This is a genomic window from Bosea sp. RAC05 (assembly GCF_001713455.1).
Taxonomy (GTDB): Bacteria; Pseudomonadota; Alphaproteobacteria; order Rhizobiales; family Beijerinckiaceae; genus Allobosea.
In genome coordinates this window covers 3,361,742-3,385,669 of record NZ_CP016464.1, presented here as the reverse complement: position 1 = coordinate 3,385,669, position 23,928 = coordinate 3,361,742, and the positions used below count along the sequence as shown (strand labels likewise).

Below are 23,928 nucleotides of genomic sequence, written 5' to 3'. Positions count from 1 at the left end.
CTTGCTGCATTGCGTCGCCATGCTAGATTCTATCCGGAGTAGAGGAGCGTGATGCGCTTGATCCGGGGTTGTCTGGCGGTGCTGTGCCTGATCGGTTGCGGGGGTGAGGCCCCGGCGCGCGACCTCGTCGGCAAGTTCGGCTATCTCGGCGAATGGGACGTGAGCGCGACGCTCTCCGAGGAGCGGGCGGGGCGTTCGGGCGCAGCCTCCCTGTCGGGCCCGCTGCTGATGAAGCACAATGCCGTCTGCGGGCCCGGCGAGACGCCGGAGAAGAGCGGCCAGATCCGCCTGACCCTGCGCGGCGAGCGCTACAGTGCCGAGATGACGCTGGCGGGCGCCTCCTGCCGCTTCTCCGGCACGCTCTCGCCGGAGCGCCACAGCTTCGTCGCCTGCGGCGGCGAGCAGCAAATTCCGCTGCGCCTGTGGTTCCGGGACGCCGGCTCTAGGGCTCCCTGACGACCCGGAAGCCGTTGGTGAAGAAGCGCACATCGGCCTCGTATTTGAAGCGGGCGGCCGAGCGCAGATAGCGCGGATCGTTGTTGAAGGAGCCGCCGCGCAGAACGCGCTCGCGGCAGCCCGGCGCGGTGAAGGCGCTGCCGTCGCGTGGGGTTGCGCGGTAGCTGTCGCTCCAGCAATCGGCGACCCATTCGGCGGCGTTGCCGGCCATGTCGAAGAGCCCGAAGCCGTTGGGCGGGAACAGCCCGGTCTCGACCGCCTGCCGGCGCGTCGGCTCGTTGCAGCCGACGCAGTTAGCGCGCTCCTTCACCAGCGTCGCACCCCAGGGATAGGTCGTGGTCGTGCCGCCGCGCGCGGCATACTCCCACTCCGCCTCGCTCGGTAGGCGGTAGCGCTTGCCGGTGCGGGTCGAGAGCCAGGCCAGATAGGCGTTGGCGTCGTTCCAGTGGATGTCGGTCACCGGGCGCTTGCCGCGGCCCAGCCCCCGGTCGTTGGGGCGATGGCTGCAGCCGCCCTGGTCGACGCAGGCGTCCCATTCGTCGAAGGTGACCTCGCGCACGCCGATGTGGAAGCCGTCGCGGATCGTCACCGTATGGACCGGCTTCTCGAACTCATAGAGCTCGTTGGCGCCCATCTCGAAGCTGCCGGGGCGGATCGCGACGAGCTCCGGGCAGTCGTCGCAGTCGCGCACCGTGCGGGCCGTGGCCGCGGCCGGCGGCGGGCCGGCGCGCGCGGCGGCTCGCGCAGCGAGGCGACAGGCGGCGCAGGCGCGGCGGGCGGGGCGGCGCCGTTCTGCCGCGCCAAGAATTGCTGTTCGCGCGTGCGGGCGAGGGCCGCGAAGCGCCCGTCGGGATAGGCGTTGAGATAGGCGCGGTACTCGGCCGGGTTCTCGCTGGAGCGGATCGACTCCCAGAAGGCGAGCTCATAGGCGTCCTGCCGCGCGGCGGGCGATTCCGGCGGCGGCAGCGGGATGACGGCGCGGTTGGTCTGCGCGATCTGCGCCGGGCGGGCGACCGGTGTGACGATGAGGCCCGCCGGCGGCTCGGAGGAGGTCCAGATCTGCTGGGCGCGGCGGGTCTGTCTCGCCACGGCGTCGCGGGTGCGGGCCAGCGCGGCCTGCATGTCGAGCCCCGGCGTGCGGATCGCCTTGACCCACTCGTCCACGGCCGGATTGCCGCGATCGGCCTGGGTGCGGCCCGGCGCGGCGGTGAACATCACGCTGATCGCCTCCATCCGGTCGATGGCGAGCAGGCCCCTGGACGGGCCGGCGAGGTCGGCCTGCCAGGGATTGTCGCGGCTGGCATCGAGGACGACGAGGGCGCTGGCCGGCCGCGCCACGATCAGCGCGTCGAGGAGCAGGTCGAGATCAACAGCCGCCTGGCCGATTTCGGCCGGGGAGCGCAGCCGTGCATCGACCGGAACGAGGAAGTTGCGCCCGCGCTGCTGCACCGCATGGCCGGCATAGAACACGACCGCCTGGGCGCCGCGGCGCAGCCTGGCGGAAAAGGCGGCGATCGCGTCCTGCAGGGCGGGGCCGCTCGCGTCCTCGGCGGTGACGACGTCGAAGCCGCCCTCGCGCAGGGCCTGGGCCACGGCGCGGGCATCGGCGGTGGCGCCGGCCACGGGCGAAAGCGGATAGGCGCCGTTGCCGATGACGAGGCCGACGCGCGCGGCCTCCGGCTCGCCCGACTGGGCCAAGCCCGGCGCGGCCGACAGCAGCGAGACGCAGACCGCCAGAGCCAGGCCGCGCAACCAGGACATGCCGTTCCTCATTTCCCTCCCAAATCCTCCCAACCGCATCGCGCCGCCTCAGCGCACATAGACCGTGATCTTGCGCGACATCACGGGAGGATCATGCGGGACGTGGTTATGGTCTCCCAGCAGGAGCTGCAAGGTGTGGCGGCCCTTGGGCAGGGTCACCACCACTTCGCTCTGGCCGTTGCCGAGATGGATGTTGTTGTAGTCGGCGGGAATGGGCTGGTCGGGCGGACCGGGCTCCGTGTTGATCAAGAGATGGTGATGGCCGGTGTTGGGCCATTCCGTGCCCGCGGGGGCGAGGCCCATCTCCTTGAGACCCATCCGGACGGTGAAGCGCTCGGGCACGCGCAGCCCGTCCAGGGGATAGTGGAAATAGACCTCCGCCCCCTTGGGCGCGGGATGCCGGCCCGAGGCCGACTGCGCGAGGGCGGGGTTTGCGCCAGCGGCCAGCGCCGCCAGCAGCGTGGCGGCAGCCAGCAGGGCGGCGAGGCCGCGGCGGGATCGGCGACAGGCGGTCATCGCCGCTTCTCCGGCCGTTTGCCGCCGGGCGCCACCGTCACCCGGATGCGCTCCGACAGGATCGGCGGATCATGCGGCACATGGTTCTCGTCGGTGAAGATCAGCTGCAGCGTGTGTTCGCCGCGGGGCAGGGTGATGCGCCGCTCGGTCTGCCCGCCGCCGAGATGGATGTGGTTGAGATCGGCGGGGATCGCCTCGTCGAGCGGCGGCGTCGGCGCGTTGATGATCAGGTGGTGGTGCCCGGTGTTGGGCTTGGCGACGCCGGCGGGCGCGACGCCCATGTTGCGCAGCCCGAAGCGGACGGTGCTGTTGGGGAAGATCACGTCGCCGTCGCGCGGGTAGATGAAATAGACGGCCGCGTCCGGCGGGGCGGGCGTCAAGGCGGGCTTGCCGTCCGGGCGGGTTGCCGGCTGTGCCGCCGAGGCCAGCTGCTCGCCCTCGACGACGCGCACCCGGATGCGCGGTGACATGAGCGGCGGATCATGCGGGACATGGTCGTGGTCGCCCAGCAGCAGCTGCAGCGTATGCTCGCCCGGTGGCAGCGTGATCTCGGCCTCGGTCTGGCCGCGCCCGAAATGGACATGGTTGAAGTCGCTGGGAATCTCGTGGTCGAGCGGCGGCAGCGCGGTGTTGATCAGCAGGTGGTGATGGCCGCCATTGGGATGCTTGGTGCCGGCCGGCGACAGCGCCACGCCCTCCGCGCCGAAGCGGATGATCGAGCGGGTCGGGATCGTCGCCCCATCGACCAGGTCGACGAAGAAGACCCGCGCGCCGGGGGCTGCCGCGACACGCGCCTGCTCCTGCGGCTCCTCGCCGACCTCGACGGTGATGCGGCGCGACATCACCGGTGGGTCGTGGGGCACGTGATCGTGATCGGCGAAGAGCAGTTGTAGCGTGTGGCGGCCGGCCGGCAGCACGACCTCGATCTCGGTCTGGCCGCTGCCGAGATGGAGGTGGTTGAAATCGCTCGGGATCGGCTGGTCGAGCGGCGGCAGCTCGGTGTCGATCAGGATATGGTGGTGGCCGGCATTGGGTTGCGGCAGGCCGGCGGGAGCGACCTCCATGCCCGAAAGCGCGAATCGAACGACGAATTTGCCCGGAAGGCGCGCGCCGTCGGCGATATCGACGAAATCGAGCCGGGCATCGGCCGGGGCCTTGCTGCGCGGCCGGGCCGCCTCCTGGGCGAAAGCCGGGGGAACGAACGCCGTCGCGGCGACGGCCAGCGTCAGGAGCACCGACATGACGCCGAGCCGAACCCTGTGCACCGGCCCTGTTCTCCCTTGCGCGCCCCAGCGCTTGAAAAGCTACCAGCGGCCGCCTCGCCCGGCAAGCCAAATAGCCTTTTCCTCAACGGTTTGCGTGTCATTGATGATGGCGTGGCACGGTGTCGCCGTCTGGATTTCCGGCGGCCGCTCCGCTAGATTGCATCGAGGAAGGACCGCATGATCCCGATCGCCCGGCTGCCTCTGCTGATGGGTCTCGCATTGCTGCTGCTGGCGTTGCCGGCGGCGGCGACGGAGCGCCGCGTCGCGCTGGTGATCGGCAACTCGACCTATGCCAACGCGCCCGTGCTGCCCAACACGGTGAACGATGCGCGCGACATGGTCGCCGCGCTGCGCAAGGTCGGCTTCGAGGTGGTCGACGGCGTCGACCTCGACAAGCGCGGCATGGACCAGGCGGTGACCCGGTTCGCGCGCCTGGCGCAGGATGCCGATGCCGCGATGTTCTACTATGCGGGGCATGGGCTGCAGTTCAACGGCGAGAACTATCTCGTGCCGGTGGAGGCGCGGGTCGAGGACGAGATCGGCGTCCAGTACGAGACGACGCGGCTCAACGACGTGGTGACGGCGCTGAACTTCTCGCGCGGCGTCAAGATCATGGTGCTCGACGCCTGCCGCAACAATCCGTTCGTGACCCATCTCGCCAGGCGCCAGGGCACGCGCAGCTTCGCCGTCGGCACCGGGCTCGCCCCCGTCGCGCGGGCGCAGGGCATGGTGATCGCCTATGCCACGCAGGCCAACGACGTCGCAGCCGACGGCGCCGGCCGCAACAGCCCCTTCACCGCCGCGCTGGTGCGCGAGATCGACCAGCCCGGCGTCGAGGTCGCGACCCTGTTCCGGCGCGTCCAGAAGAGCGTCTACGAGGCCACCAACGGCCGCCAGACCCCGGAACTCTCACTGTCGCTGCTCGGCGACTTCTACCTGAACCGCTCCGAGACCGACAGCGACGTCTGGGGGCGGATCCGGACGAGCGAGGACCCGGCCGTCTATCACGACTTCATCCGCCGCTATCCGACCAGCTTCTTCACCATCGATGCGCGCACGCGGCTCGACCTGCTCGAGCGCCGCGCCGACGAGACGAGGGAGCGCGACCAGCTTGCCCGCGACTTCGCGGCGCGCGAGCGCGCCCTGCTGGAGCGCGTCGAGCGGGCCGAGCGGGTGCGCCAGCAGGCGGCGACCGACCTCGCCAAGCGCCAGACCGAAGCCTCGCTGACGATCGCGCCGCCGCCCGGCGCCGCGGCGCGGACACCCCCGGCGCCCTCTTCGGGCACGGTGCGGCCGGTCGCGATCCCGCCGGCGCGCGAGCAGGCCGAGCGCGACCGCCTCGCCGAGGAGGTTTCGCGGCGGGACCGCGAGCTGGCCTCGCTCGAGACCGAGAAGAAGCGGCTCGCCGATGAGCGGCTGCTGATGGAGCAGGCGATGGCGGCGCGGATGGGCACGCTGACCATGTCGGTCCCGGCGCAGCCGAGCCTCTCGCTGGGGGCGACGGCCACGGGGCCGGAGCGTTCGCTGAACGGGCGCCCCGCGGCCGAGCCGGCCACCAGCACGGTCGCGCCGGGCGCGCGGCCGCAGGCGGCCCGGGCCCCGGCGACGCGGCCGAGTGCCGCGACCTGCAGCGAGATCCTGCTGCGGGCGCAGCTCGGCGAACTGACGGCGCAGGCCAAGGAGCAGCTGCAGCTGTGCCGGTGACATCATTCGTCCGCACCCGCTCTCGCGGTGGAGCCGCCCTGCTGCGGCTGGCGCGGATCGTCCTGGCGATCGCGCCCCTGGCCGTCCTTCCGGCTCCGGCCGGGGCCCAGCCTGCGGCGCCGACGCCCGTGCCGTTCCCCGAGGCGCTGCAGCGGGCGGCGACCGAGCTCTTCGGCAGGGCTGCGATCACGGGCGACCGCGTCGAACTGGTGATCGATCCGCTGATCGACGCCGCGTCGGGGGCGCAATCGGCCGCGACGCGCGCGATGCAGCAGAGGCTCGTCGAGATCGTCCGGACCTCGTATCCGCGCTTCGTCGTGCAGCCGTTCACGCCCGAGGTTCTGGCGCGCAATCCGGTCGTGCTCGTCGGGACCTTCACGGCGATCAGTCAGGCCGGCAACGAGGCCCCGCCCGACGCGTTCCGGATCTGCCTGAGCCTGGCTGATCTCGCCTCGCGCACCGTGGTCGCCAAGGGCGTGGCCCGTGCCACGCCCGAGGATGTCGACGTCACGCCGACACCCTATTTCCGCGACGTCCCGGTCTGGGCGAAGGACCAGGCGACCGACGCCTATGTGAAGACCTGCCAGGGCACGCCGATGGGCGGGCGGCTGGATCCGGCCTATGTCGACCGGCTGCCGGCGAATGCGCTGATCCAGGACGGCATCGCCGAATACGAGGCGCAGCGCTTTCGCGAGGCGCTCGCCTTCTACCGCACGGCGCGCAAGCTGCCGGGCGGCGACCAGCACCGCGTGCGCGTCGGCACCTACCTCGCCAATGCGAAGCTGGGCCGCCGCGACGACGCGGTCGATGCCTTCGGCGATCTCGTCGACTACGGGCTGAGCACCGAACAGCTGTCGGTCCGGCTGCTGTTCCGGCCGGGCTCCACGCAGTTCATCGACAATCCGCAGACGACCGAGCCCTATCCGATGTGGCTGAGCCAGATCGCGACGCGCGTGCGCCAGAAGAACGCCTGCCTCGAGATCGTCGGCCACACCTCGCGCACGGGGCCGCCATCCCTGAACGAACGGCTCTCGGTGCTGCGGGCGCAGTTCATCATGGACCTGCTGCTGACCGGAATGCCCGATGGCCGCAGCCGGATGATCGCGAGCGGGCGCGGCTTCCGCGACAATCTGGTCGGCACCGGCAAGGACGATGCGAGCGACGCGCTCGACCGGCGGGTGGAGTTCAAGGTCATCGGCTGCTGAGCGCACGGATCCAGGCCCGCCGGCGCCATCCATCCGGCGCCGCGGTCTTTCCAGGTCCGGGCGGGCGTCGGCTCCTTCGAATGGATGAGGCGCTTCGCCGCTGTCCGGGGTCCGATGCGGCTCCAGGCAAGGCGGCGTCCGGGAACAGGCGGCGGGCATGAACGACATGGCGACCAATCCCTATGACGCGGTCGCCTATCCAGGCCACGCCTTCGAGCAGACGCATCCGGCCAGGCTGGCGACGATTGCGCATTTCCACGGCATGCAGGCGGCGCCGTCGCATGCGATGCGGGTTCTGGAGCTGGGCTGCGGCCGCGGCGGCAACCTGATCCCGATGGCCGCGCAGCACCGCGAGAGCCGCTTCGTCGGCATCGATCTCAGCGGCAGCGCGATCGCGGAGGCGAAGCGGGCGACGGCGGAGCTCGGCCTGGAGAATGTCGTCTTCCACCATCGTGACATCCTCGCGGTCGGGCCGGAGCTCGGCAGCTTCGACTACATCCTCGTCCATGGGGTCTACTCCTGGGTGCCGGATGCGGTCCGCGAGGCGATCATGGCCCTCATCGGCGGATTGCTGGCGCCGCAGGGCATCGCCTATGTCAGCTACAACGCGCTGCCGGGCTGCCGCCTGCGTGATCTCGCCCGCGACGTGATGCTCTACGCCACGCGCGACGTCACCGAGCCGACCGAGCGGGTGCGCGTGGCGCGTGCCGCGCTCGCGGCCTTCGCCGCGGCGAGCGACGGCGAGACCTTCCACGGGGCGGCTCTGCGGCAGCGCCTGACCCAGTTGGCGGATACGCCCGACAACGTCCTCTACCACGACGATCTCAACCCGATTGCGCGGCCCTTCGCGCTGCATGAGGTGCTCGACGCGGCGCAACGGCACGGGCTGCAGTTCCTGGCCGAAGCCTCCTTTCCCAACATGTTCGCGGCGGCGAAGGGCCCGGCCCAGGCGATGCTCGCGACCATTCCCGCCGAGCAGGGGGTCTTGAGGGAACAGACGGTCGACCTGCTGATCGGCCGCGCCTTCCGCGAGACGCTGCTCTGCCGCGACGGAATCCCGCTGCGGCGCGTCATCGGCCCGGGTTCGCTCGCGCCCTACCATGTTGCCGCGCATGCGACGCTGGTCGAGCCGGGCGAGGGCGAGGAGGGCAGGCCGGGCATCGACCGGTTCGAATTCGAGGGGGGCGTGCGGCTCTCCGTCGACCTCCATATGTGCAAGGCGGCGCTGCGGCGCCTGAGCCAGGCCTGGCCCGGCAGCATCGCCTTCGACACGCTCGTCAGCCAGGCGGTGGCCGATGTCGGCGCGGCGCTCGAGCCGGATCGGGCCGGGCAGGTCGCCCGTCTCGAGGAGGCGCTGATCGCCATCTTCAAGGCCGGGCTGCTCGACATCAAGCTGGAGCCGCCGCCGCTGACGACGGCGGTGGCCGAGCGGCCGTGCGCCAGCATGGTGGCGCGCTGGCAGGCGCAGACCTCGCGGGAGGTCGCCAATCTGCGCCATCGCACGGTGGGGCTGGACGGGATCGTCGGGCGAAAATTCGTCACTCTGCTCGATGGTTCGCGGACGCCTGAGATGCTGCTGGCCGATCTCAACGCGTTCCTCGACGAGATCCATGCCTCGGGAGCCGATGTCGCGGATGTGCCGCGGCGTGCGACGGCGGAGCAGGTGGCCATGCATCTGAAGGATGTGGCGCGGCTCGGCCTGCTCTATCCTTGAGCGGCGCGACGGCGATTGTCGCCGCCAGCACCGGTGCCTATGCTGACGCAGCGGCAGACTGGGTCGGCAACCGTTCGCCGGCGCTGCGGCCGAGGCGGAGGGCCGGCCGGGTGAGGGCCGATGGGTGAACGCTTCAAGCAGTTCCAGGCCGTGTTTCCCGAGGAGGCCTGCCTCGACGCGCTGATGCGCGCGCGTCATGGCGGCACGCAGCTGACCTGCGCCGCCTGCGGCCGTCCGAGCCATTTTCAGCCCCGGGTCAAGCTGCGCGCCTTCGCCTGCGAGCATTGCAACTACCTGGTCCAGCCCGGAGCCGGCACCGCGCTCGACAGCCGCCGCACGCCGCTGCAGCTCTGGTTCTTCACGCTGCGGGTCAGCGCCGAGCAGGGCCCGAAGGCGGCGGCGGGCGCCGTCGAGCGCGAGGCGGGTGTGCCGGCGCTGACCGCGCGGCGGCTGGTGAGCGACCTCGCGGCGCTGGAGGCCCAGGGGGCCGACTGGTTCGTGGTGCTGCGCCGGCGCGTGGCCGGCGAGGCGGCGCCGACGGCCCCGGTTTCGCCCGGGCCGGCTTCGACCGCTGCCGGGGCGGAGGGTGCGGCGCCGTCCCGTGCCGCGATGGCGCCTGTGTCCGGCGCGGGAGGCTCCGGCCGGGCGACGATGATCGCGCTGACGGCCGGCATCGCCTGCCTCGCGGTGGCCGTGCTCGGCGTCGCGCTCGTCAAGCTGCGGCAGCCGGAGGCGCCGCGCGATCCCGAGACGGTCGCGGTCGCCAGCGCGCCCGCGCTGCAGACGGCGGCGCGTCCCTCGCTGATCCTGTCCTCGGTCGAGAGCGATCTGGAGGCGGCGCGCGAGGCGACCGAGTTCGCGCTCAGGGCCGATCCCAGCCTGGCGGCGATCAAGGAGCAGGCGGACGGCCCGCCGGAGATCCCGGTCGTGCCACTGACGCAGCCGCCGTCCAACATCCTGCTGGTGCCGCCGAAGCTGCCCCCGGGCCAGGCGGCGCCGGGCCCGCGCTCGCGGATTCCGCAGGCGCCGATCACGACCGGCGGCGACCCCGAGCAGTTGCTGACCTTCGGGCCGATCCGGATCCGGCGGCATCTCGTCGAGACGATCGTGCGTGCCGGCAAGGTGGTGGGTGCGGATCCGACGCTGCTGATGGCGGTGGCGGACAAGGAATCGTCGTTCTCGACCTCGGTTCAGGCCAAGACATCCTCGGCCACCGGCCTCTACCAGTTCATCGAGCAGACCTGGCTCGGCGTCGTCAGCGAATTCGGAACGAAGCACGGTCTGGCGGCGGAGGCGAAGCTGATCGGGCGCAATGGCCGCCAGTTCGTCGTCGCCGATGCGGCCGAACGCCAGCGCATCCTCGATCTCAGGCGCGAGCCCTATCTCTCGGCGCTGCTGGCCGGCGAGATGCTGAAGCGCGACACGCTGCGGCTGGAGAAGGCCATGGGCCGCCATCTCACCGGCGGCGAGATCTACCTGATCCATTTCCTCGGGCCCGACGCCGCCCAGACCTTCATCGAGACGATGGAGGAAACCCCCGACGTCAAGGCGGCGGAGCTGCTGCCGCGGCCGGCCCAGGCGAACCGGCCGATCTTCTATGCGGATGCCGGCGGCGAGACCAAGACGCTGTCGGTCTCCGAGGTCCACCGCAAGTTCAACGAGATGATCAAGGTCAGGCTCGACCGCTACAAGACGGTGCGCCCCGCCGCGCCCCAGCAGGCCGAGCGCGCGAAGAAGTAGACGGGCGTGGCATGCCGCCCGCCCGGACCGCAGAGGAGACCAGGATCATGGCGGCCAACCGTTTCGAGCAGGTGGACGAACCGCAGCCGGACGCGATCACGCTCAGTCTGAGCGCCGGCGACGGCGAGACCCATGGCCAGATCGCCTGCCCGGCCGAACTGGCGGGCGGGCATCTCGTCAACGACTTCCTGAGCGACCCGATGCCGCCGGTCGAGGCTTTCCGCGCCGCGGTGCGGCTCGCCAACGAGATCCGGGCGCCGATCGTCGTCGCGGATCCGCAGGGGCTCTGGCAGGACGATTGGGGCGTGCTCTACCGCGAGGCCGACTGAGCGGGCGGATCGGCGATCGCTCAGTCGATCCGGAAATAGCGCACGCCCAGCCCGAGCGGTTCGCCCTGGCGCAGGACGTCCTGCTTCAGGCTGGCGAAGAAGTCCGTCGACGGGGTGGGGTTGGGGCCCGAGAGCGCCGGCAACGGCGCCGTGCTGACGAAGGTCAGGACGGTCTGGGGCCGCGGTCCGCCTCCCGCCGATTCCAGCTTGAGGTTGAAGGTGGCGCGCCGTCCGTCGCGGCGCAGATAGCTACCGAGATTGTAGACCAGCCCGTCGTCGCCGATCAGCACGACCGCGACGTTGCGGCCGCCGTCATTGTCGATGGTCCCGCTCAGCACCTCGCCGCTCTTCATGTTGAAGGCGTTGATCTGGAGCCGCGGGGTGCGGTCGATGTTGTCCCCGAGCGCGCGCAGGAAGTCCGCCATCGGGCATTGCGCCGCCGTGATCGGCCGCAGATGGATCTGCGCCTCGAAGCCCTGCGCCGCCTTGAAGGCGCTGTCGAAGGCGACGAAGGGCTCGGTGCGGTTGCCGAAACCCTCCAGCACCGCGCGCGTCGCGGTCAGCTCGGTCGGCCAGAGGAAGAAGCAAGGGCCGCCGTCATAGGTCGCGATGTAGCGCTGCACGCGTTCGATCGGCGGGCGGGGCGGCTGAGCGACCGCGACCTGGGCTGGGTCGCTGCGCCCCGGCGCTGCGGGCGGTGTCTCCGGGCGCGGTTGCGCGGAAGGCGGCACGGCCGGCGTCGCCGGCGGGCGCGCCGGCTCGGCCACGGTCGGCTGCGGCATGCGCGGATCGGGCCGGGTCGGGGCCGCGACCGGCGGCGGGGCGACGACGGCGGTCTGCGGCTCGGGTCGCGGCGGGGAGGGCTGCGTCGGCTGCGGTTGCGGTTGTGGCTGGGGCTGTGGCGGTGCGGCCGCGGCGGCCGGCGGCTCGGGCAGCGCCGGCGCGGCGATGGCGGGAGGCTGGGTCGCCGGCGGCTGGGCCACCACGGCGGGTGTCGGTACGGCGGGTGGCTCGACCAGTTCCGGCACGCGGTTCTGGGCCTGCGCCGGGTTGGGTGTCTGGGCCGGGGTCTGGGCCTGGGCCGGCGGGTCGCTGCGGGTCTCGTTGAGAGCCGGAGGCGGGGCGCTGCCGCGCGGCGGCTCGTCGTTCAGCAGGGTCCAGCCATAGAAGCCGCCGCCCGCGAGCAGGGCGAGCGCGGCGATGCCGGCGACGGCGCGCAGCGGCGACTTGCCTGCCGCCGCCGCGGCGGCCGGCGCCTGCGGCTGCCAGGCGGCGACCTCCGACATGTCGGCGAAGCGCTCGGCCGGGTCGGCGGCGAGCATGCGGGCCAGGAGCGGGCGGATGCGGGCGTCGATGCCCGAGAGGTCGGGCAGGCGACGGCGCTTCTCGAGGATCTGGACCTGGCTGCCGCCCATGTCGAGCGGCTTGCCGGTCATCGCTTCGGCGAGGACGAGGCCGAAGCTGTACATGTCGGAGCGGCCGGTGACGTCGCCGCCATAGAGCCCGAGCTGCTCGGGCGAGACGTAGTTGTACTTGCCGGCGAAGCCCGAGCCGATGACCGTGCCTTCGCCCAGGATGCTGGAGCGGGCGATGCCGAAATCGATGATCTTGGCGCGCGCGATGCTGCCGCCGGGCAGGATGATGTTGTCCGGCGAGACGTCGCGGTGGACGATGCCCAGCAGATGGGCGGCGTGGAGGCCCGGTCCGATGCGCCGGCGCAGCACATCGACCTCGTCGAGGCTCAGCGGCGCCTGCTTGATGCGCTCCGAGAGCGGCTGGCCGTCGACGAACTCCATCGCCAGATAGGGCGACTGCGTGCCCGGATCGATGGTGAAGACGTAATAGCGGACGATGGCTTCGTTGTAGAGGTTGTGCAGCGCGGCGGCCTCGCGCCGGAACAGGGCGAGCGCCGCCTCGTCGCGCGCGAGTTCCGGGCGGATCATCTTGATCGCCACCGCATCGCCGGTCTGGATGGCGCGGCCCTTGTAGACCTCGCCCATGCCGCCGACCCCGATCAGCCGCTCGACCTCGTAGATGCCGTTCAGGGTGGTCCCGACGGAGACGGCGCCGGCGCGGGGCGCGAAGACGGTGCGCTCGGAGTCGCTCATGGCGTGTCGGTCTCCTGCATGCGCCTGTTCGGCATCCACCGGGTCGTCCGGTCGTCCCTGCGGCTATAGCGCATGATGATCACCGTAACGTTGTCGCGCGCTCCGCGCTGCAGGGTGAGCTGCAGCAGGGCGTTGCAGGCCTGCTGCGCGCCCCTCTCCTCGGCCGCTTCCAGGATCTCGGCCTCCGCGACATGCTCGGTCAGGCCGTCGGAGCAGAGCACGAAGACGTCGCCATCCTCGATCTCGCCGCTGTCGAGGTCGAGTTCGGGCACGTCGTGGACGCCGATCGCGCGGGTGATGACATGGCGTCGCGGCGAGAGCCTGGCTTCCGCGGCGGTCATCACGCCGCGCTCGACCAGTTCCTGGACCTCGGTGTGGTCGCGCGAGATCTGCAGGATCTGGCCGGCGCGGATGAGGTAGATCCGGCTGTCGCCACACCAGACGCAGGCGAAGTGACGCTCGTGGACGAGCAGGACCGCCAGCGTCGAGCCCATTGCCGCGCCGTTGCCCTCCGCGATGTGGCGGCGCAGCGTCGCATTGGCGTCCAGCACGCCATTCTCCAGCCGGGCCAGCAGGTCGGGCGCCGACTGGGTCTTGCCGATGCTCTCGATCGCGGCGGCCACCGTGGCGCTGGCGAGCGCGCCGTTCTCATGACCGCCCATGCCGTCGGCGACCGCCCAGATGCCGAATTCGGGCCGGACGACGAGATTGTCCTCGTTGGCGCTGCGGATCCGGCCGACATGGCTGACGGCGCCGGTCTCGAAGGCCGATGCGGTCTGGCTCGGATTCTGGCTGAGATCGCTCATGACACGGCCCGCCCCGGTTCGAGGAACGCATCGAAATGGCCGGTCAGCAGGCCGGCGAAGAGATAGGGGTCGGGCAGCCCGTGTCCGACCAAAGCGAGCGGCTCGAAATTCTCGCCGCCGACGGTCCAGAAGCAGGTCGAATGGGCATAGGCGCGGGCGTGATCCTCGACCCGCAGGGCGGCGAGCCGGGCGGGAAAGCCGGCCGCATCGAGCGCGGTGACGATGGTGCCGTCCGAGAGGCGCACCATGTCCTGCGGCGGCGGCGCGAGCAGCGCGTCATTGGGTGCGGAAAGCCGCGCCAGCTGCTCCGAGACGGCCTCGAAGCTCGCCCCCGGATCGAGGGCCTGCAGCAGGAAGTCCTCGATCCCGGCATACCAGGCGTCCTGCGGGTCGAGCTCCGGATGCGGGATCGCGCCGCCGGGCTGCGCCAGGGCGAAGACGGTCAGCGGAAAGTAGCGGCCGACACCGTCGACCGAGGGCATGAAGGCCCCCGCGACGGCCTGCCCGCACAGGCCCTGGCCGATCCAGAAGCGCCAGATCGGCGCGTTCAGGAAGGCCTCCTGCCAGCGTCCGGCCAGCGCGAGGCGGCTCGCGGTCAGCCCGCCCTGGAGCCAGGCCTCGTAGACCTTGAGGAAGGCCGCCGGCGCGTTCAGCGCGATGAAGTCGCGCTTGGCCGGCAGCTTCCCGAACAGGCCGCAGCTCATCGCCTCAGATCCCCGACGGGCAGCGGATCTCCCGCAGGGCGGGCAGGATCAGCGGGTTCTTCAGCGAGCCGACGCCGAACTGGTAGCCGACCTGGCGCCCGCCCGCCGCCAGCGTCAGCCCGACATTGTCGCCCTGGCGCAGCACAGAGCCGGTGTCGAGCAGGCGGAAGAAGGACCAGACGCCGTCGCGCTCGAACAGCTTGATTTCGCCGGATGGCGCGCTCGGCCCCGAGGAGAAGAAGCCGCCGCCGAAGACGCCGCCGCTCGCCCCGCCCAGCGTCAGCGTGATCGCGGTGCGGCCGATGCCGGCGCCCGGCCACATCACCGGGGCGGGCGTGTTGACGCCCTGCTGGCTCGTGACGGTGAAGCCGTTGATCTCGAGCTTGGCATTGGCGGCATCCGCCGAGAGCGCGGTCGGCACCACGATCATCTGGAAGGAGGGCAGGTTGCCGCCGGTCGGGAAGAAGGCTTCCCGGATCTCGCTGGCGCGCTGGAACTCGCGCAGCGTCGTCGCGGAGAGCGAGCGGGCGACGCGGCTGTCGGCGCGCCAGCTCCACTGCGCCTTGGAGCTGTCGACATAGGGTTCGAGCCGATCCTTGTAGAACTTGTCCATGATGCCGCCGGGCGCGAACAGGCGGGCGAAGTCGGCCAGCGGCACGTCGCGCGCGCTGCCCTTCACGAAGGGATAGCGGTTGGTCAGGATTTCCGTGCAGACGCGGCTGACCTGGTCGCCCAGCGCCTGGCGCAGCAGGGCGACGGTGGCGCCGGTCGCATCGCCCTCGAAGTCGTTGACGGCCGAGACGACCATGGCGCCGAAGGGTGCGGGGTAGCGCGAGGAATTGGCGCGCAGCGTCGCGATCAGCGGCACCAGCGCGGCGTTGGCCGCCGCCGCCTGGGCCGGGTTGGTCGCGGCGGTGGCGAGGTTCTGGTTGATCTCGGAGAGGACCTGCAGGAGCTGGTCGACCGGGCGGCGGCCGAGTTCGCCCTCGACCAGGACATGGAAGGGCTTGAACTGGGCCTCGATATCGGCGCCGAGCGCCTCGTTGCCGCCGCCGCCGAGCACGCGCTCGACGCCGGGCGCGCTGAGCGGGAGGTTGGCGCCCAGCCGGCTCAGCGCCTCGCTGGCGCGCTTCTCCAGAACATCGGTCGCGGCCGCTGCGGCCGCCTTGCGCGGCGAGGCGCGCTCCTTGGTGAGCTGCGTCTCGTCGCGGACGGATTCGAGGATCTGCTTGAAGGGTGAGGTCGGCGCCGCCATGGCGCTGAGCGCGACATATTGCGGCTTGTCGGCGTTGAGCGGGCGCAGCTTGAGCCGGGCCAGGGTGCGCTGCCAGGAGGCGACGAAATCGCGGCTGTAGAGCTTGAGCAGGTCCTGGAAGAGCGTGGCGTATTGCGAGATGATCGCCTGCTGGTCGACATTCTCGCCCAGCACCCAGCGCTCCTTCTCGATGCGGTCGCCGATGTCGCCGAGGCGGTCGACGAAGGCGTTCTGGAAGCCGTCATAGGTGTAGAAATAGGGCACGCGGACCGCGTCGAGGTCTTCGCCGCCGACGCCTTCGAAAGCCAGGCGGACATCCGAGCCGCCGCGACGGGCCGCGACCCAGTCCTTCTGGCTCTGCGAGCGGGCCTGGGTGCGCAAGAGCTCATAGGCGCGTTCCGCGATGCTGAGGCGGCGCAGCGTGCGCTGGCTGTTCTCGATCAGCGACTGGTTGAGCTTGACCAGCGGCTCGGCCTCGCCGTCGTCGAGATCGAGCATCGCGACCAGATGCTCCTCCAGCGCCTCGCGACCCTTGGCGTTGGCGGCGCCGGGGAAGAGGTTCTCGGCCCAGTCCAGCCGCATCCAGGCGATGACGAGGTCGCGGTCGAGCTTCGCCTGGCCGCCGACCATCATGTAGACCTTGAGCGCCTCGTAGACGAAGCCGGGATTGGTCTGGTTGGCCTCGAGCTGCTCCTCCAGCCGGAAGATGATGCGCGAGCGCAGCATCCGCTCGAGCGCCTGCTGGTAGGTCAGTTCGGCCGCGTTCTGCAGGCGGGCACGCTGGCTGAGCCCGAAGGTGGCGGCGGTCGGCGTCGGCTCCTCGCGGGTGGCGTAGCCCGCCGGCAGGTGCCGCAGCTTGTGCAGCAGCGGCAGGACGCGGCTGAAATTGCGCTCGGAGATCGTCGTCTCCTGCAGGACCGGGGCGGCGCTGGCGCGGTAATCCGACAGGCCGTAATTGGTCGCGGTGATCAGGTCGCTGTTGCGCGAGAAGCTCGTCCACCACAGGCCGAGCGCGGCGAGCGAGACGAGCGCCACGGTGGCGAAGCCGGCGGCCCGCAGCAGGGTGGCGCGGCGGGCCGCGCCGAGATCGGTCGAGACCCAGCCGGCCTCGCCGATGATGACCTTCTGGATCAGGTCGGTCAGGAAATAGCTCTTGCCGCGGCCGGAATAGGCGCCGGCGCTGGCGTGGCTGCTGCCGAAATTGCGCGAGAGCGCGCCGATCAGCTGGTCGATCGGCGTGCCCTCCTGCGTTCCGGAGGTGAAATAGAAGCCGCGCAGCGTCGCATTGGCGTGGTAGCGCGTCGGTTCGAAGACGCGGCCGAGAAAATCCGTGATCGAGCGCTTCAGCGTCGCCATCTGGCTTGGGAAGCCGAAGATCTGGGCGCGCGCGGTCGGGTTGGCCTCGTCCTGCAGCCGGTCGGGGAGGCGCTCGTTCAGCCGCTCGATCAGCGCGTCGTATTCGGGCGCGACGTCGCCGATCATGTTGCGGGTCTTGTCGCCGGTCTGGAAGGTGTGGCCCCAGACCATCCGGCGCTGCGGCTCGGAAAGGCCGCCGAAATACTCGTTGAAGCCGGCGATCAGGTCGGCCTTGGTGAAGACGGCATAGACCGGGAAATCGACCTTGAGCCGCTCGTTCAGCTCCAGCAGCCGGTTGCGGATCGCGTCAGCATGGGCGGCGATTTCCTCGGGGCTCGACGTCAGCAGATCCTCGACGCTGATCGCCACCATGACGCCATTGATCGGCTGGCGCGGGCGATGGGTCTTGAGCAGGTCGAGGAAGGCAAGCCAGCTGGCCTTCTCGGCCTTCGCGTCGGTGTCCTGCGTGGTGTAGCGGCCGGCCGTGTCGATCAGCACGGCCTCCTCGGAAAACCACCAGTCGCAATAGCGGGTGCCGCCGACGCCGGCGATCGCGGCCGGCGCCGCGCCACCGCGGGCGAGGGGGAATTTCAGCCCGGAATTGACCAGCGCGGTGGTCTTGCCGGCGCCGGGCGGGCCGATGATGACGTACCAGGGCAGGTCGTAGAGATAGTCGCCGCCATCCTTGCCGCGGGCGCGCCGCAGCGTCGCCAGCGCGTCGCGCATCGAGGCCGACAGCGCGGCGCCGTCGCCGGTAGCCTCCTGCTGCTGTTCCAGCGCCTCGGTGAGCGCGGCGGTGGCGCGGCGCCGGCGGATCACGATCAGCGCGATCCAGGCCAGCGCGCCGAGCGCCATCAGCAGGACGATCGGCAGCCGCACCCAGACGGAGTCGAACGGGCGGACCTCGCCGATGGCGACGAAGGGCGCGCCGAACCAGACGAGCAGGCCGAGCGCCAGCGTCCCGACGGTAATGGCGGCGATCCGGAGCCAGGTGGCGAGGTTCATGCGCTGGCGCCCTCCTCAGCCCTGCCGCTGGATCACGATTTCGACGCGCCGGTTCTTGGCACGCCCCTCGCGGCTGGCATTGTCGGCGATCGGGGCATCGGCGCCCTTGCCCTCGACGGTGATGCGGTCGGGCTTGCTCAGCTTGGTCTGCAGCAGGTCGCCGACGGCCTTGGCGCGGGCCTGGGAGAGCTGCAGGTTGGAGGCGAAGCGGGCGGTGCGGATCGGCACGTTATCGGTATGGCCGAGCACCTTGACAGCGCCTCCCTCTGTCTCCAGCACGCTGGCAATCCGCTCGATCAGGGGCTTGAACTCGTCGCGCACGGCCGCCTGGCCGGGCTCGAACAGGGTGATGTCGACGAGCCGGACGATGATGACGTTGGGCGTGACCTGGCAGACGATCGGCGGCTGGACCGCGCCGCAGACCTTGGGCGGCACGGGCGGCGGCGGCACCGGCGGCGGCGGGGCCGAGAACACCTTGCGCACGATGCCGAGCTCGCCCTTGGGATGGACCGAGAGCATGGCGGTGGCGGCCGCCTCCGCATTCCCCGAGAGCAGGAAGCGGAACACGAAATAGAGGCCGAGCACCGCGACGCCGGCGAGCGCCGCGACCGACCAGACCGGAACCTTGAAGCGCGCCACCTGCGAGGCGACGGCCTGCCCGCGCCAGCGCGGCGAGAGTTCGGGGTCGGGCTGCTTCACCCGGCGCAGCGTCTCGAACAGGTTGCGCTGGATCATCTGGAGATTGGCGGCCCCGCCGGCGGAGGTGCGGTGGATGCCCTGGAAGCCCAGCGCCAGGCAGGCATGCATCAGTTCGAGCAGGTCGTAATTGACGGATGGGTCGGCCTTGGCGCGGTCGAGTTCCTCGAAGAAGCGCACGCCGCCGACCCGCTCGCCAAAGAACTTCGAGAGCATGCTGTACTGGGTCCAGACATGCCGGTCCTCGCCGGGGATGTTCTGGACGATGTCGTCGGCGGCCGCGCAGAGGACGTATTTGGCGGTGCGCGTCTGCTCGGCCGAGGCGCCCGCGGCGCGCACCTCGTGCTCGAAGGCCTCGATCGTCTCCGTGACCTGGCCGAGCAGCTGTGCGGGAGGCGCGCTGCTGAGCTGCGAGCGCAGCCGGCCGAGCAGCAGGAGGAGGGGCGACGCGGCGCGCAGCAGCGGGTTGGCGTTGGGCGTCAGGAGCTGGCCGCGGCCCGGCAGCGGCCCGGCGGCGGGGCCGGGCGGCGGCGCCGGCCGCGGCGGGGCCGGCTGGGCGGCCGAAATCCAGTCGTCGCTGCCGCCGGGAACGCCGGGCGAGGCGGTCGCGGGCGGGGCATAGGGGCTGGGCGCCGCCGGCGTGGCTTGCGCCGGGCGGGAGGGCAGGGGGGCGCGGCGTCCGGCCGGGTTCGGCCTGATGATGGTCCGGTCGGAACGGCCGAACGGATCGGACGGCGAACCGGGATCGCTCATCGCCGTCCCTCGAGCACGGCCCAGAGCTCCAGTTCGAGATCGGGCCAGTCACCGGAGAAATGCATCCCGATCGAGCTCGCGGTCGAGAATTCCGGCCAGAGCGGCGAGGTCCGGTCGAGATAGAAATAGACGTGGTCGGTCAGCGCGCGGATCTGCGGCGGCGGCGTCGGCAGATGGACGAGGCTGATGCCCGGCAGATGGGCATGGACGATCTCGTTCATCTTGGTGTTGGGGCCGACCTTGAAGAGCTGCGGGAACTGGGCCTGGATCTCGGTGAGGGGGCGGCGTGCCGCGACCTCCAGAACCAGCGTCGCGTTGCGGACCAGGCTGCGGTCGCGGATCGTCGACATGAAGGCGTTGGGCGCGCGCTCGGTGATCTCGAGCCGGATGGCGCGGCGGCCGAGATTGGCGGAAAGGAAGTCCTGGATGTCGCGCACCAGTGGCGTGAAACAGGCCTCCAGATCGTCATGATCGTAGGCCGGATAATCGCGGGCGCGGCGCTCGGCGGTGGTGAAGGTCGCGAGTTCGCCCGCCAGCCCCAGGAAGGTCTCGAACAGCCGCTCGGGATGGACGTAGCGCGACTGGCGCAGATGGCGCAGCTGCGGGATCTGCCGGTTCAGCAGCTGCAGCATGAAATAGTCGGCGCTCTGCAGGCCGCCGCCGGCCGTCGGGTCTGCGGCGTAGCGGGCGAGTTCCTCGAGCTTGTTGTCGATCCAGCCGATCACCCGGTCGAGCCAGCCCTCGATCACTGGATAGGCTGAGCAAATCAGGACGGGCGGGGCGAATTTCTCGTCGAACAGGATGGCGCGATCGCGCACCTCGAGGACGCGACCGAGCGCCAGCCCGACATAGCCGGCCTTCGCCGTCTTGCGCAGCTCCAGGCTCAGGCGCGGATGGGCGACGTCGATCTCCTCCTCGATGCGCAGCGAGGCGGTGGAATCGATCAGCATCTCGGTGGCCGGGACATAGCGGCTGGCGCTGCCGCTCAGCGCGTCCTCGACCTCGCGGGTATTGGGGGAGGCCAGCGGCAGGGAGAGCCAGACGATCTGGCCGGCGGCATTCTCCGGCACCTCGATGGCGGCGGGCAGGGGGCTGTTGTCGGGCATCGCGAAGGGCGTGCCGTCCGGCATCACGCCGACGGCGCGGCGCAGGCCGATGCGGCTCTGCTGGGCGAGGTCGCGGTCGATCTCCAGCACCGAGAATCCCCACGGGTAAGGGGTGACGTGCCGGACGCGGTTTTCCAGCAGATTCTCAAGATACCGGTCGCTCTGCTGGAAGTGGTGCGGCCTGAGGAACAGCCCTTCCGACCAGACGACCTTGCTGTACCACGACATCCGGCTCTCGCTCACTCAAGGGCATGCCGGGGACCTTATACAGGTCGCCGACAAGCGTCACCAAGCGAATGCTAGGGCGGCGCGAAGGCCCTGCCGTCATTGACTTGAAGGATGCGCGGTTGCGCGTTTCCCGGCAGTCCAGCAGAGTCGCTGACATGAAGGCCGAGAGGAGCCCCCGATGCCGAAAGGTCCCGCTGCCCGCGTTCTCGATATGGTGGCCCATCCCCTGCCGGGCGTGCTCCAGCCGGGGCCGGGAAGCCCCAATGTCCTGATCGGCGGAATGCCGGCCTGGCGCGGTGTTTCCGCAGCGGCGGCCGCCGCGATTCAAGCGGCGCGAAAGATATCCGACGCCGCCATTGCAACCGCGGAAGCGGCCGCGACCGCCGCCTCGGGGACACCCGGCGCGCCGGCCGCGAAGACGGCCGAGGAAACCGCCAAGGCGACGGCTGCGGCCGGCATGGGCTCGATGATCACGGGGGCTGCGGCCGGGGCCGACATCCACAACTGCCTGACGCTGCTGCCGGCACCGCCGCATGGTCCCGGCGTTGTGGTCGACGGGTCGAAGACCGTGCTGATCAACGCGCTCGCGGCCTGCCGGGTGGGCGATACGATCATCGAGGCGGTCGGGCCGCCCAACAAGATCACGATGGGGATGACGACGGTGATCATCGGCGGCTGACGGGCGGCTGCGCCTCGGCTAGGAGGGGCGGCGCGCGGCTTATCGCGCCCCACTCCAGTCCGAGGATACCGACCATGACCATCGACCGCATCGGAGTGACGCAGCGCTGGTGCGATGCCGCGATCTTCAACGGCATCGTCTTCCTCGCCGGCCATGTCGCCGAAAAGACCGAAGGCCGATCGCTCGGCGAGCAGACCACCGAGGTCCTGGCGCTGCTGGAGGAGACGCTGGAGGCCGCCGGCAGCGACAAAAGCCGCATCCTGAGCGTCCAGATCTTCCTCACCGACATCGCGAAGATCGCCGAGATGAACGAGGTCTGGGACGCCTGGGTGCCGAAGGGCACCGCGCCGGCGCGCGCCACCGTCGAGGCGAAGCTCGCCTCGCCCGGCCACGACATCGAGATCACGGCGGTGGCGGCGAAGAAAGCCGCCTGATTCGTGTTTGCTCTGCCGTCATTGCGAGGAGCGGAGCGACAGCCACCCAGGAGCTGTCGAGTTCGACGTCCTCTGGATTGCTTCGCTTCGCTCGTAATGACGAGAGAGGCCGCAGCTACTTCCCGCCGCGGTCGTAGCACTCGGCGAAATAGAGCATGAAGGCGTCGACCAGTCCGTCCTCATAAGGCGCGGTCTTGGCGTCCCAGCGGGCGACATAGGCGTCCCACATCTTGGCCTTGCGCGAACCGAGCAGGGAATCGAGGCCGCGCTCCTGAGCCGTGCTCTCGGCGATCGCCTGGGGATCGAGATCCTCGACCAGCATGCGCAGCGCGTGCTGCATGGCCGAGTAGGTCTTGATCTGGTGGGCCTTCAGGTCCTTGAAGCTCTCGTCGAAGGCCTTCTGCGCGCTGAGATAGCCGCTCTTGGGCCGGCCGAAGATGAGCTGCAGCGCATCGTCCACCGTCGGCGAGAATTTCAGCGGGTTGTTGTCCTGCGCCTGGATCATGGTCTGGTTGGCGCTGCGCGCGATGCGCTTGCTCTCGGCGCGGGCCGCGAGCAGCTGCTTCAGCTCGACTGCGACGAGGCGCATCAGCCCGCCGAGCTGCTCGGCGAAGGCGCCGGGGTCCTGCCAGGCGAGGTCGCCGGTCGACAGGCCCGCCCCCTTGGCGAAGCGCTGGACGAATTCGGCCGCCGAGATCGCGGGCATGCCGGCCGGTGCCATGGCGGGAGACGGCGGTGCGGCCGCTGCGAAGGGCGCGGCAGCGGGAGGCGGCGGCTCGAGCGGCGGCAGGGGCGAAATCGGCGGGGTGGGCTGGGCGGCCGCGTCGCTCCAGGGATCGCCCGGCGGCAGGTCGGCGGTCAGGGGGCGCCGCGGCGTCGGGATCGGGGCCTGCGGCAGCTCGGACGCGGCCGGCGGCGCCTGATAGGGCGCCCAGGCAAAATCGTCTCCCGACGGCAGGGGCGCGACCGGGGGCGGCGGAGCAGGTGCGGGCGCGGCGGCGGGTGCCGGAATGTCCGCCGCCCAGTCGATGAAGCCGTCATGGACGGGGCGGTGCCGGCTCGGCGGCAGCAGGTCCCGGCGCGGGATCGGCGGCGCGACGTCGCCGCTGGCCGACCAGAGCGAATCCGGATCGGGAGCGGGCGCCTGCACCGGGGTGTCCTCGGGTTCGGCGCGGGTGCCCTCGTCGATGGCGACGGCGATGACGTAATGGCCGATCTCGAGCCGGTCGCCATGCTGCAGGCGATAGGGCGACTGCACGCGCTGGCTGGAGCCGTTGGCATAGGTGCCGTTGGTCGAGACGTCGCGCAGCCAGTAGTCACCATCGCGGAAGCGCACCTCGCAGTGGCGGCCCGAAATGGCGCGGGTCGGGTCCGGCAGGCACCAGTCGAGATGCTGGTCGCGCCCGATGTCGAGCCCCCGGCTGCCGGTGAGGGTGACAGTCAGCGGGCCGCCATCAGGCAGGGCGGTCTCGTTCTCGATCGTCAGCGTCAGGGGCATGGCGGGGAATCCGGGCGCGGCGCGGAGGCGGCCGCCGTCTCGCGCGGGCGGTGCTCAGGAGGCGGGCTTGCCGTCGTCATCGGCCAATCGAATGCATGCTTCGACACAATTGCGCAATGCGGCCTTGTGATCGCGGCCGCTCCTTTGGCCGAGCGCGGTAAGGACGGCGATGCGCGCCATCTTGGCGGTGAGGTCCGGCGGGCAGGGCACGGCGTGCCCCTCGACCATGCTGCCGCCGGAGTAGCCGGCCGCGAAGGCGACCCAGGTGCCGGCTTGCGCCGGATCGGCGGTATCGGCCACGGCGAGAGCCGCGCGCCGGGTCTCGTCGCGCGGATCGCGGACCCAGGCCTCGGCCGCCGCGAGCCCGTCATCGGGTGCGGCGCCGGGCGGGAGCATCGCGCGCAGGGACTGTGCCGCCCACCAGACGGCCTCGCGGCGGGGCAGCACATAGGCACAGTAGGAGATCGCCTCGGCCGGGGCCGGCCCCTGCGCGAGGCGCCTGAGAAAAGCCAGCGGATGCTCGGCCGCCGGCTTCGTCGCGATGACCTTGCCGGCGGAGGGGAAGGTCTCGAACACCTCCCGGGCGGTGCTGAAGCGCAGACGCGTCATC

Annotated in this window: 20 protein-coding genes; 8 read left to right on the top strand and 12 right to left on the bottom strand. The window is 71.0% G+C overall.

Translation table 11 applies throughout. The features are described from left to right. Positions 1 to 51: 51 nt before the first annotated feature. Positions 52 to 456 (top strand): hypothetical protein, encoded by a 405-nt coding sequence (locus tag BSY19_RS19485; protein ID WP_069055583.1) that lies wholly within the window; start codon positions 52 to 54, stop codon positions 454 to 456. Here the strand turns inward: BSY19_RS19485 and BSY19_RS19480 are convergent. The 4 genes from BSY19_RS19480 to BSY19_RS28195 are packed head-to-tail and all read right to left on the bottom strand — an operon-like array spanning position 443 to position 3,998. Continuing rightward, positions 443 to 1,090, bottom strand: a complete 648-nt coding sequence (locus tag BSY19_RS19480; protein ID WP_083247955.1) for a formylglycine-generating enzyme family protein — start codon at positions 1,088 to 1,090, stop codon at positions 443 to 445. The two genes, BSY19_RS19485 and BSY19_RS19480, sit on opposite strands and share 14 nt — an antisense overlap. Next, positions 1,042 to 2,217, bottom strand: a complete 1,176-nt coding sequence (locus BSY19_RS19475) for a caspase family protein (protein WP_069055581.1) — start codon at positions 2,215 to 2,217, stop codon at positions 1,042 to 1,044. Before BSY19_RS19475 ends, BSY19_RS19480 begins: the two co-directional genes overlap by 49 nt. Positions 2,218 to 2,265: 48 nt before the next feature. Continuing rightward, the gene (locus BSY19_RS19470; protein ID WP_069055580.1) at positions 2,266 to 2,733 is read right to left on the bottom strand and encodes a DUF4399 domain-containing protein; all 468 of its coding nucleotides are present in this window, start codon (positions 2,731 to 2,733) and stop codon (positions 2,266 to 2,268) included. After that, positions 2,730 to 3,998 carry a DUF4399 domain-containing protein gene (locus BSY19_RS28195; protein WP_210184388.1) on the bottom strand — a complete coding sequence of 423 codons (1,269 nt, stop codon included), beginning with the start codon at positions 3,996 to 3,998 and terminating at the stop codon, positions 2,730 to 2,732. The genes BSY19_RS19470 and BSY19_RS28195 overlap by 4 nt, the downstream gene beginning before the upstream one ends. 177 nt (positions 3,999 to 4,175) lie before the next feature. Between BSY19_RS28195 and BSY19_RS19460 the strand changes: the two genes are divergently transcribed. From BSY19_RS19460 to BSY19_RS19440, 5 genes are all read left to right on the top strand, one after another. Continuing rightward, positions 4,176 to 5,702 (top strand): caspase family protein, encoded by a 1,527-nt coding sequence (locus tag BSY19_RS19460; RefSeq protein ID WP_069055578.1) that lies wholly within the window; start codon positions 4,176 to 4,178, stop codon positions 5,700 to 5,702. Then, on the top strand, positions 5,693 to 6,907 hold the full coding sequence (locus BSY19_RS19455) for an OmpA family protein (protein ID WP_236840409.1): 1,215 nt from the start codon (positions 5,693 to 5,695) through the stop codon (positions 6,905 to 6,907). The genes BSY19_RS19460 and BSY19_RS19455 overlap by 10 nt, the downstream gene beginning before the upstream one ends. A 157-nt stretch (positions 6,908 to 7,064) precedes the next feature. Next, positions 7,065 to 8,621, top strand: a complete 1,557-nt coding sequence (locus tag BSY19_RS19450) for a class I SAM-dependent methyltransferase (RefSeq protein ID WP_069055577.1) — start codon at positions 7,065 to 7,067, stop codon at positions 8,619 to 8,621. A 120-nt stretch (positions 8,622 to 8,741) separates the two neighbouring features. Continuing rightward, positions 8,742 to 10,361: a transglycosylase SLT domain-containing protein gene (locus BSY19_RS19445; RefSeq protein ID WP_069055576.1), complete on the top strand. Its 1,620-nt coding sequence runs from the start codon at positions 8,742 to 8,744 to the stop codon at positions 10,359 to 10,361. Positions 10,362 to 10,408: 47 nt separating this feature from the next. Continuing rightward, positions 10,409 to 10,690, top strand: coding sequence for a hypothetical protein (locus BSY19_RS19440; protein WP_069055575.1), 282 nt, complete (start codon positions 10,409 to 10,411; stop codon positions 10,688 to 10,690). Positions 10,691 to 10,710: 20 nt separating this feature from the next. Here BSY19_RS19440 and BSY19_RS28190 read toward each other — a convergent pair whose 3' ends face one another. The 6 genes from BSY19_RS28190 to tssK are packed head-to-tail and all read right to left on the bottom strand — an operon-like array spanning position 10,711 to position 20,707. Next, positions 10,711 to 12,798, bottom strand: a complete 2,088-nt coding sequence (locus BSY19_RS28190) for a serine/threonine-protein kinase (protein WP_069055574.1) — start codon at positions 12,796 to 12,798, stop codon at positions 10,711 to 10,713. Continuing rightward, entirely contained in the window at positions 12,795 to 13,604 is an 810-nt protein-coding gene (locus BSY19_RS19430) for a PP2C family protein-serine/threonine phosphatase (RefSeq protein ID WP_069055573.1), read from the bottom strand. The genes BSY19_RS28190 and BSY19_RS19430 overlap by 4 nt, the downstream gene beginning before the upstream one ends. Beyond that, complete coding sequence (gene tagF / locus BSY19_RS19425) at positions 13,601 to 14,308, bottom strand: type VI secretion system-associated protein TagF (protein ID WP_069055572.1); 708 nt, start codon at positions 14,306 to 14,308, stop codon at positions 13,601 to 13,603. Before tagF ends, BSY19_RS19430 begins: the two co-directional genes overlap by 4 nt. Positions 14,309 to 14,312: 4 nt before the next feature. Then, on the bottom strand, positions 14,313 to 17,924 hold the full coding sequence (tssM, locus tag BSY19_RS19420; RefSeq protein WP_069055571.1) for a type VI secretion system membrane subunit TssM: 3,612 nt from the start codon (positions 17,922 to 17,924) through the stop codon (positions 14,313 to 14,315). A gap of 15 nt (positions 17,925 to 17,939) precedes the next feature. Next, positions 17,940 to 19,373: a type VI secretion system protein TssL, long form gene (gene tssL, locus BSY19_RS19415; protein WP_069055570.1), complete on the bottom strand. Its 1,434-nt coding sequence runs from the start codon at positions 19,371 to 19,373 to the stop codon at positions 17,940 to 17,942. Further along, a complete protein-coding gene (gene tssK, locus BSY19_RS19410; RefSeq protein WP_069055569.1) occupies positions 19,370 to 20,707 on the bottom strand; it encodes a type VI secretion system baseplate subunit TssK in 1,338 nt (445 codons plus the stop codon). The genes tssL and tssK overlap by 4 nt, the downstream gene beginning before the upstream one ends. A 178-nt stretch (positions 20,708 to 20,885) precedes the next feature. Between tssK and BSY19_RS27090 the strand changes: the two genes are divergently transcribed. Beyond that, the gene (locus BSY19_RS27090) at positions 20,886 to 21,386 is read left to right on the top strand and encodes a PAAR domain-containing protein (protein ID WP_083247707.1); all 501 of its coding nucleotides are present in this window, start codon (positions 20,886 to 20,888) and stop codon (positions 21,384 to 21,386) included. Positions 21,387 to 21,460: 74 nt separating this feature from the next. Then, positions 21,461 to 21,820, top strand: coding sequence for a RidA family protein (locus tag BSY19_RS19400; RefSeq protein ID WP_069055568.1), 360 nt, complete (start codon positions 21,461 to 21,463; stop codon positions 21,818 to 21,820). Between the two features lie 115 nt (positions 21,821 to 21,935). On the opposite strand, the gene tagH is transcribed toward BSY19_RS19400, so the two are convergent. Next, positions 21,936 to 23,318, bottom strand: coding sequence for a type VI secretion system-associated FHA domain protein TagH (tagH, locus tag BSY19_RS19395; protein ID WP_069055567.1), 1,383 nt, complete (start codon positions 23,316 to 23,318; stop codon positions 21,936 to 21,938). Between the two features lie 54 nt (positions 23,319 to 23,372). Then, a complete protein-coding gene (locus BSY19_RS19390) occupies positions 23,373 to 23,927 on the bottom strand; it encodes a DUF6931 family protein (protein ID WP_069055566.1) in 555 nt (184 codons plus the stop codon). Between the last annotated feature and the right edge of the window lies 1 nt (position 23,928).

Coding starts and splice junctions, on each gene's coding strand:
- BSY19_RS19485 (WP_069055583.1), top strand. CDS start 52: ATGCGCTTGATCCGGGGTTGTCTGGCGGTGCTGTGCCTGATCGGTTGC.
- BSY19_RS19480 (WP_083247955.1), bottom strand. CDS start 1,090: ATGGGCGCCAACGAGCTCTATGAGTTCGAGAAGCCGGTCCATACGGTG.
- BSY19_RS19475 (WP_069055581.1), bottom strand. CDS start 2,217: ATGTCCTGGTTGCGCGGCCTGGCTCTGGCGGTCTGCGTCTCGCTGCTG.
- BSY19_RS19470 (WP_069055580.1), bottom strand. CDS start 2,733: ATGACCGCCTGTCGCCGATCCCGCCGCGGCCTCGCCGCCCTGCTGGCT.
- BSY19_RS19460 (WP_069055578.1), top strand. CDS start 4,176: ATGATCCCGATCGCCCGGCTGCCTCTGCTGATGGGTCTCGCATTGCTG.
- BSY19_RS19450 (WP_069055577.1), top strand. CDS start 7,065: ATGAACGACATGGCGACCAATCCCTATGACGCGGTCGCCTATCCAGGC.
- BSY19_RS19445 (WP_069055576.1), top strand. CDS start 8,742: ATGGGTGAACGCTTCAAGCAGTTCCAGGCCGTGTTTCCCGAGGAGGCC.
- BSY19_RS19440 (WP_069055575.1), top strand. CDS start 10,409: ATGGCGGCCAACCGTTTCGAGCAGGTGGACGAACCGCAGCCGGACGCG.
- BSY19_RS28190 (WP_069055574.1), bottom strand. CDS start 12,798: ATGAGCGACTCCGAGCGCACCGTCTTCGCGCCCCGCGCCGGCGCCGTC.
- BSY19_RS19430 (WP_069055573.1), bottom strand. CDS start 13,604: ATGAGCGATCTCAGCCAGAATCCGAGCCAGACCGCATCGGCCTTCGAG.
- tagF (WP_069055572.1), bottom strand. CDS start 14,308: ATGAGCTGCGGCCTGTTCGGGAAGCTGCCGGCCAAGCGCGACTTCATC.
- tssM (WP_069055571.1), bottom strand. CDS start 17,924: ATGAACCTCGCCACCTGGCTCCGGATCGCCGCCATTACCGTCGGGACG.
- tssL (WP_069055570.1), bottom strand. CDS start 19,373: ATGAGCGATCCCGGTTCGCCGTCCGATCCGTTCGGCCGTTCCGACCGG.
- tssK (WP_069055569.1), bottom strand. CDS start 20,707: ATGTCGTGGTACAGCAAGGTCGTCTGGTCGGAAGGGCTGTTCCTCAGG.
- BSY19_RS27090 (WP_083247707.1), top strand. CDS start 20,886: ATGCCGAAAGGTCCCGCTGCCCGCGTTCTCGATATGGTGGCCCATCCC.
- BSY19_RS19400 (WP_069055568.1), top strand. CDS start 21,461: ATGACCATCGACCGCATCGGAGTGACGCAGCGCTGGTGCGATGCCGCG.
- tagH (WP_069055567.1), bottom strand. CDS start 23,318: ATGCCCCTGACGCTGACGATCGAGAACGAGACCGCCCTGCCTGATGGC.
- BSY19_RS19390 (WP_069055566.1), bottom strand. CDS start 23,927: ATGACGCGTCTGCGCTTCAGCACCGCCCGGGAGGTGTTCGAGACCTTC.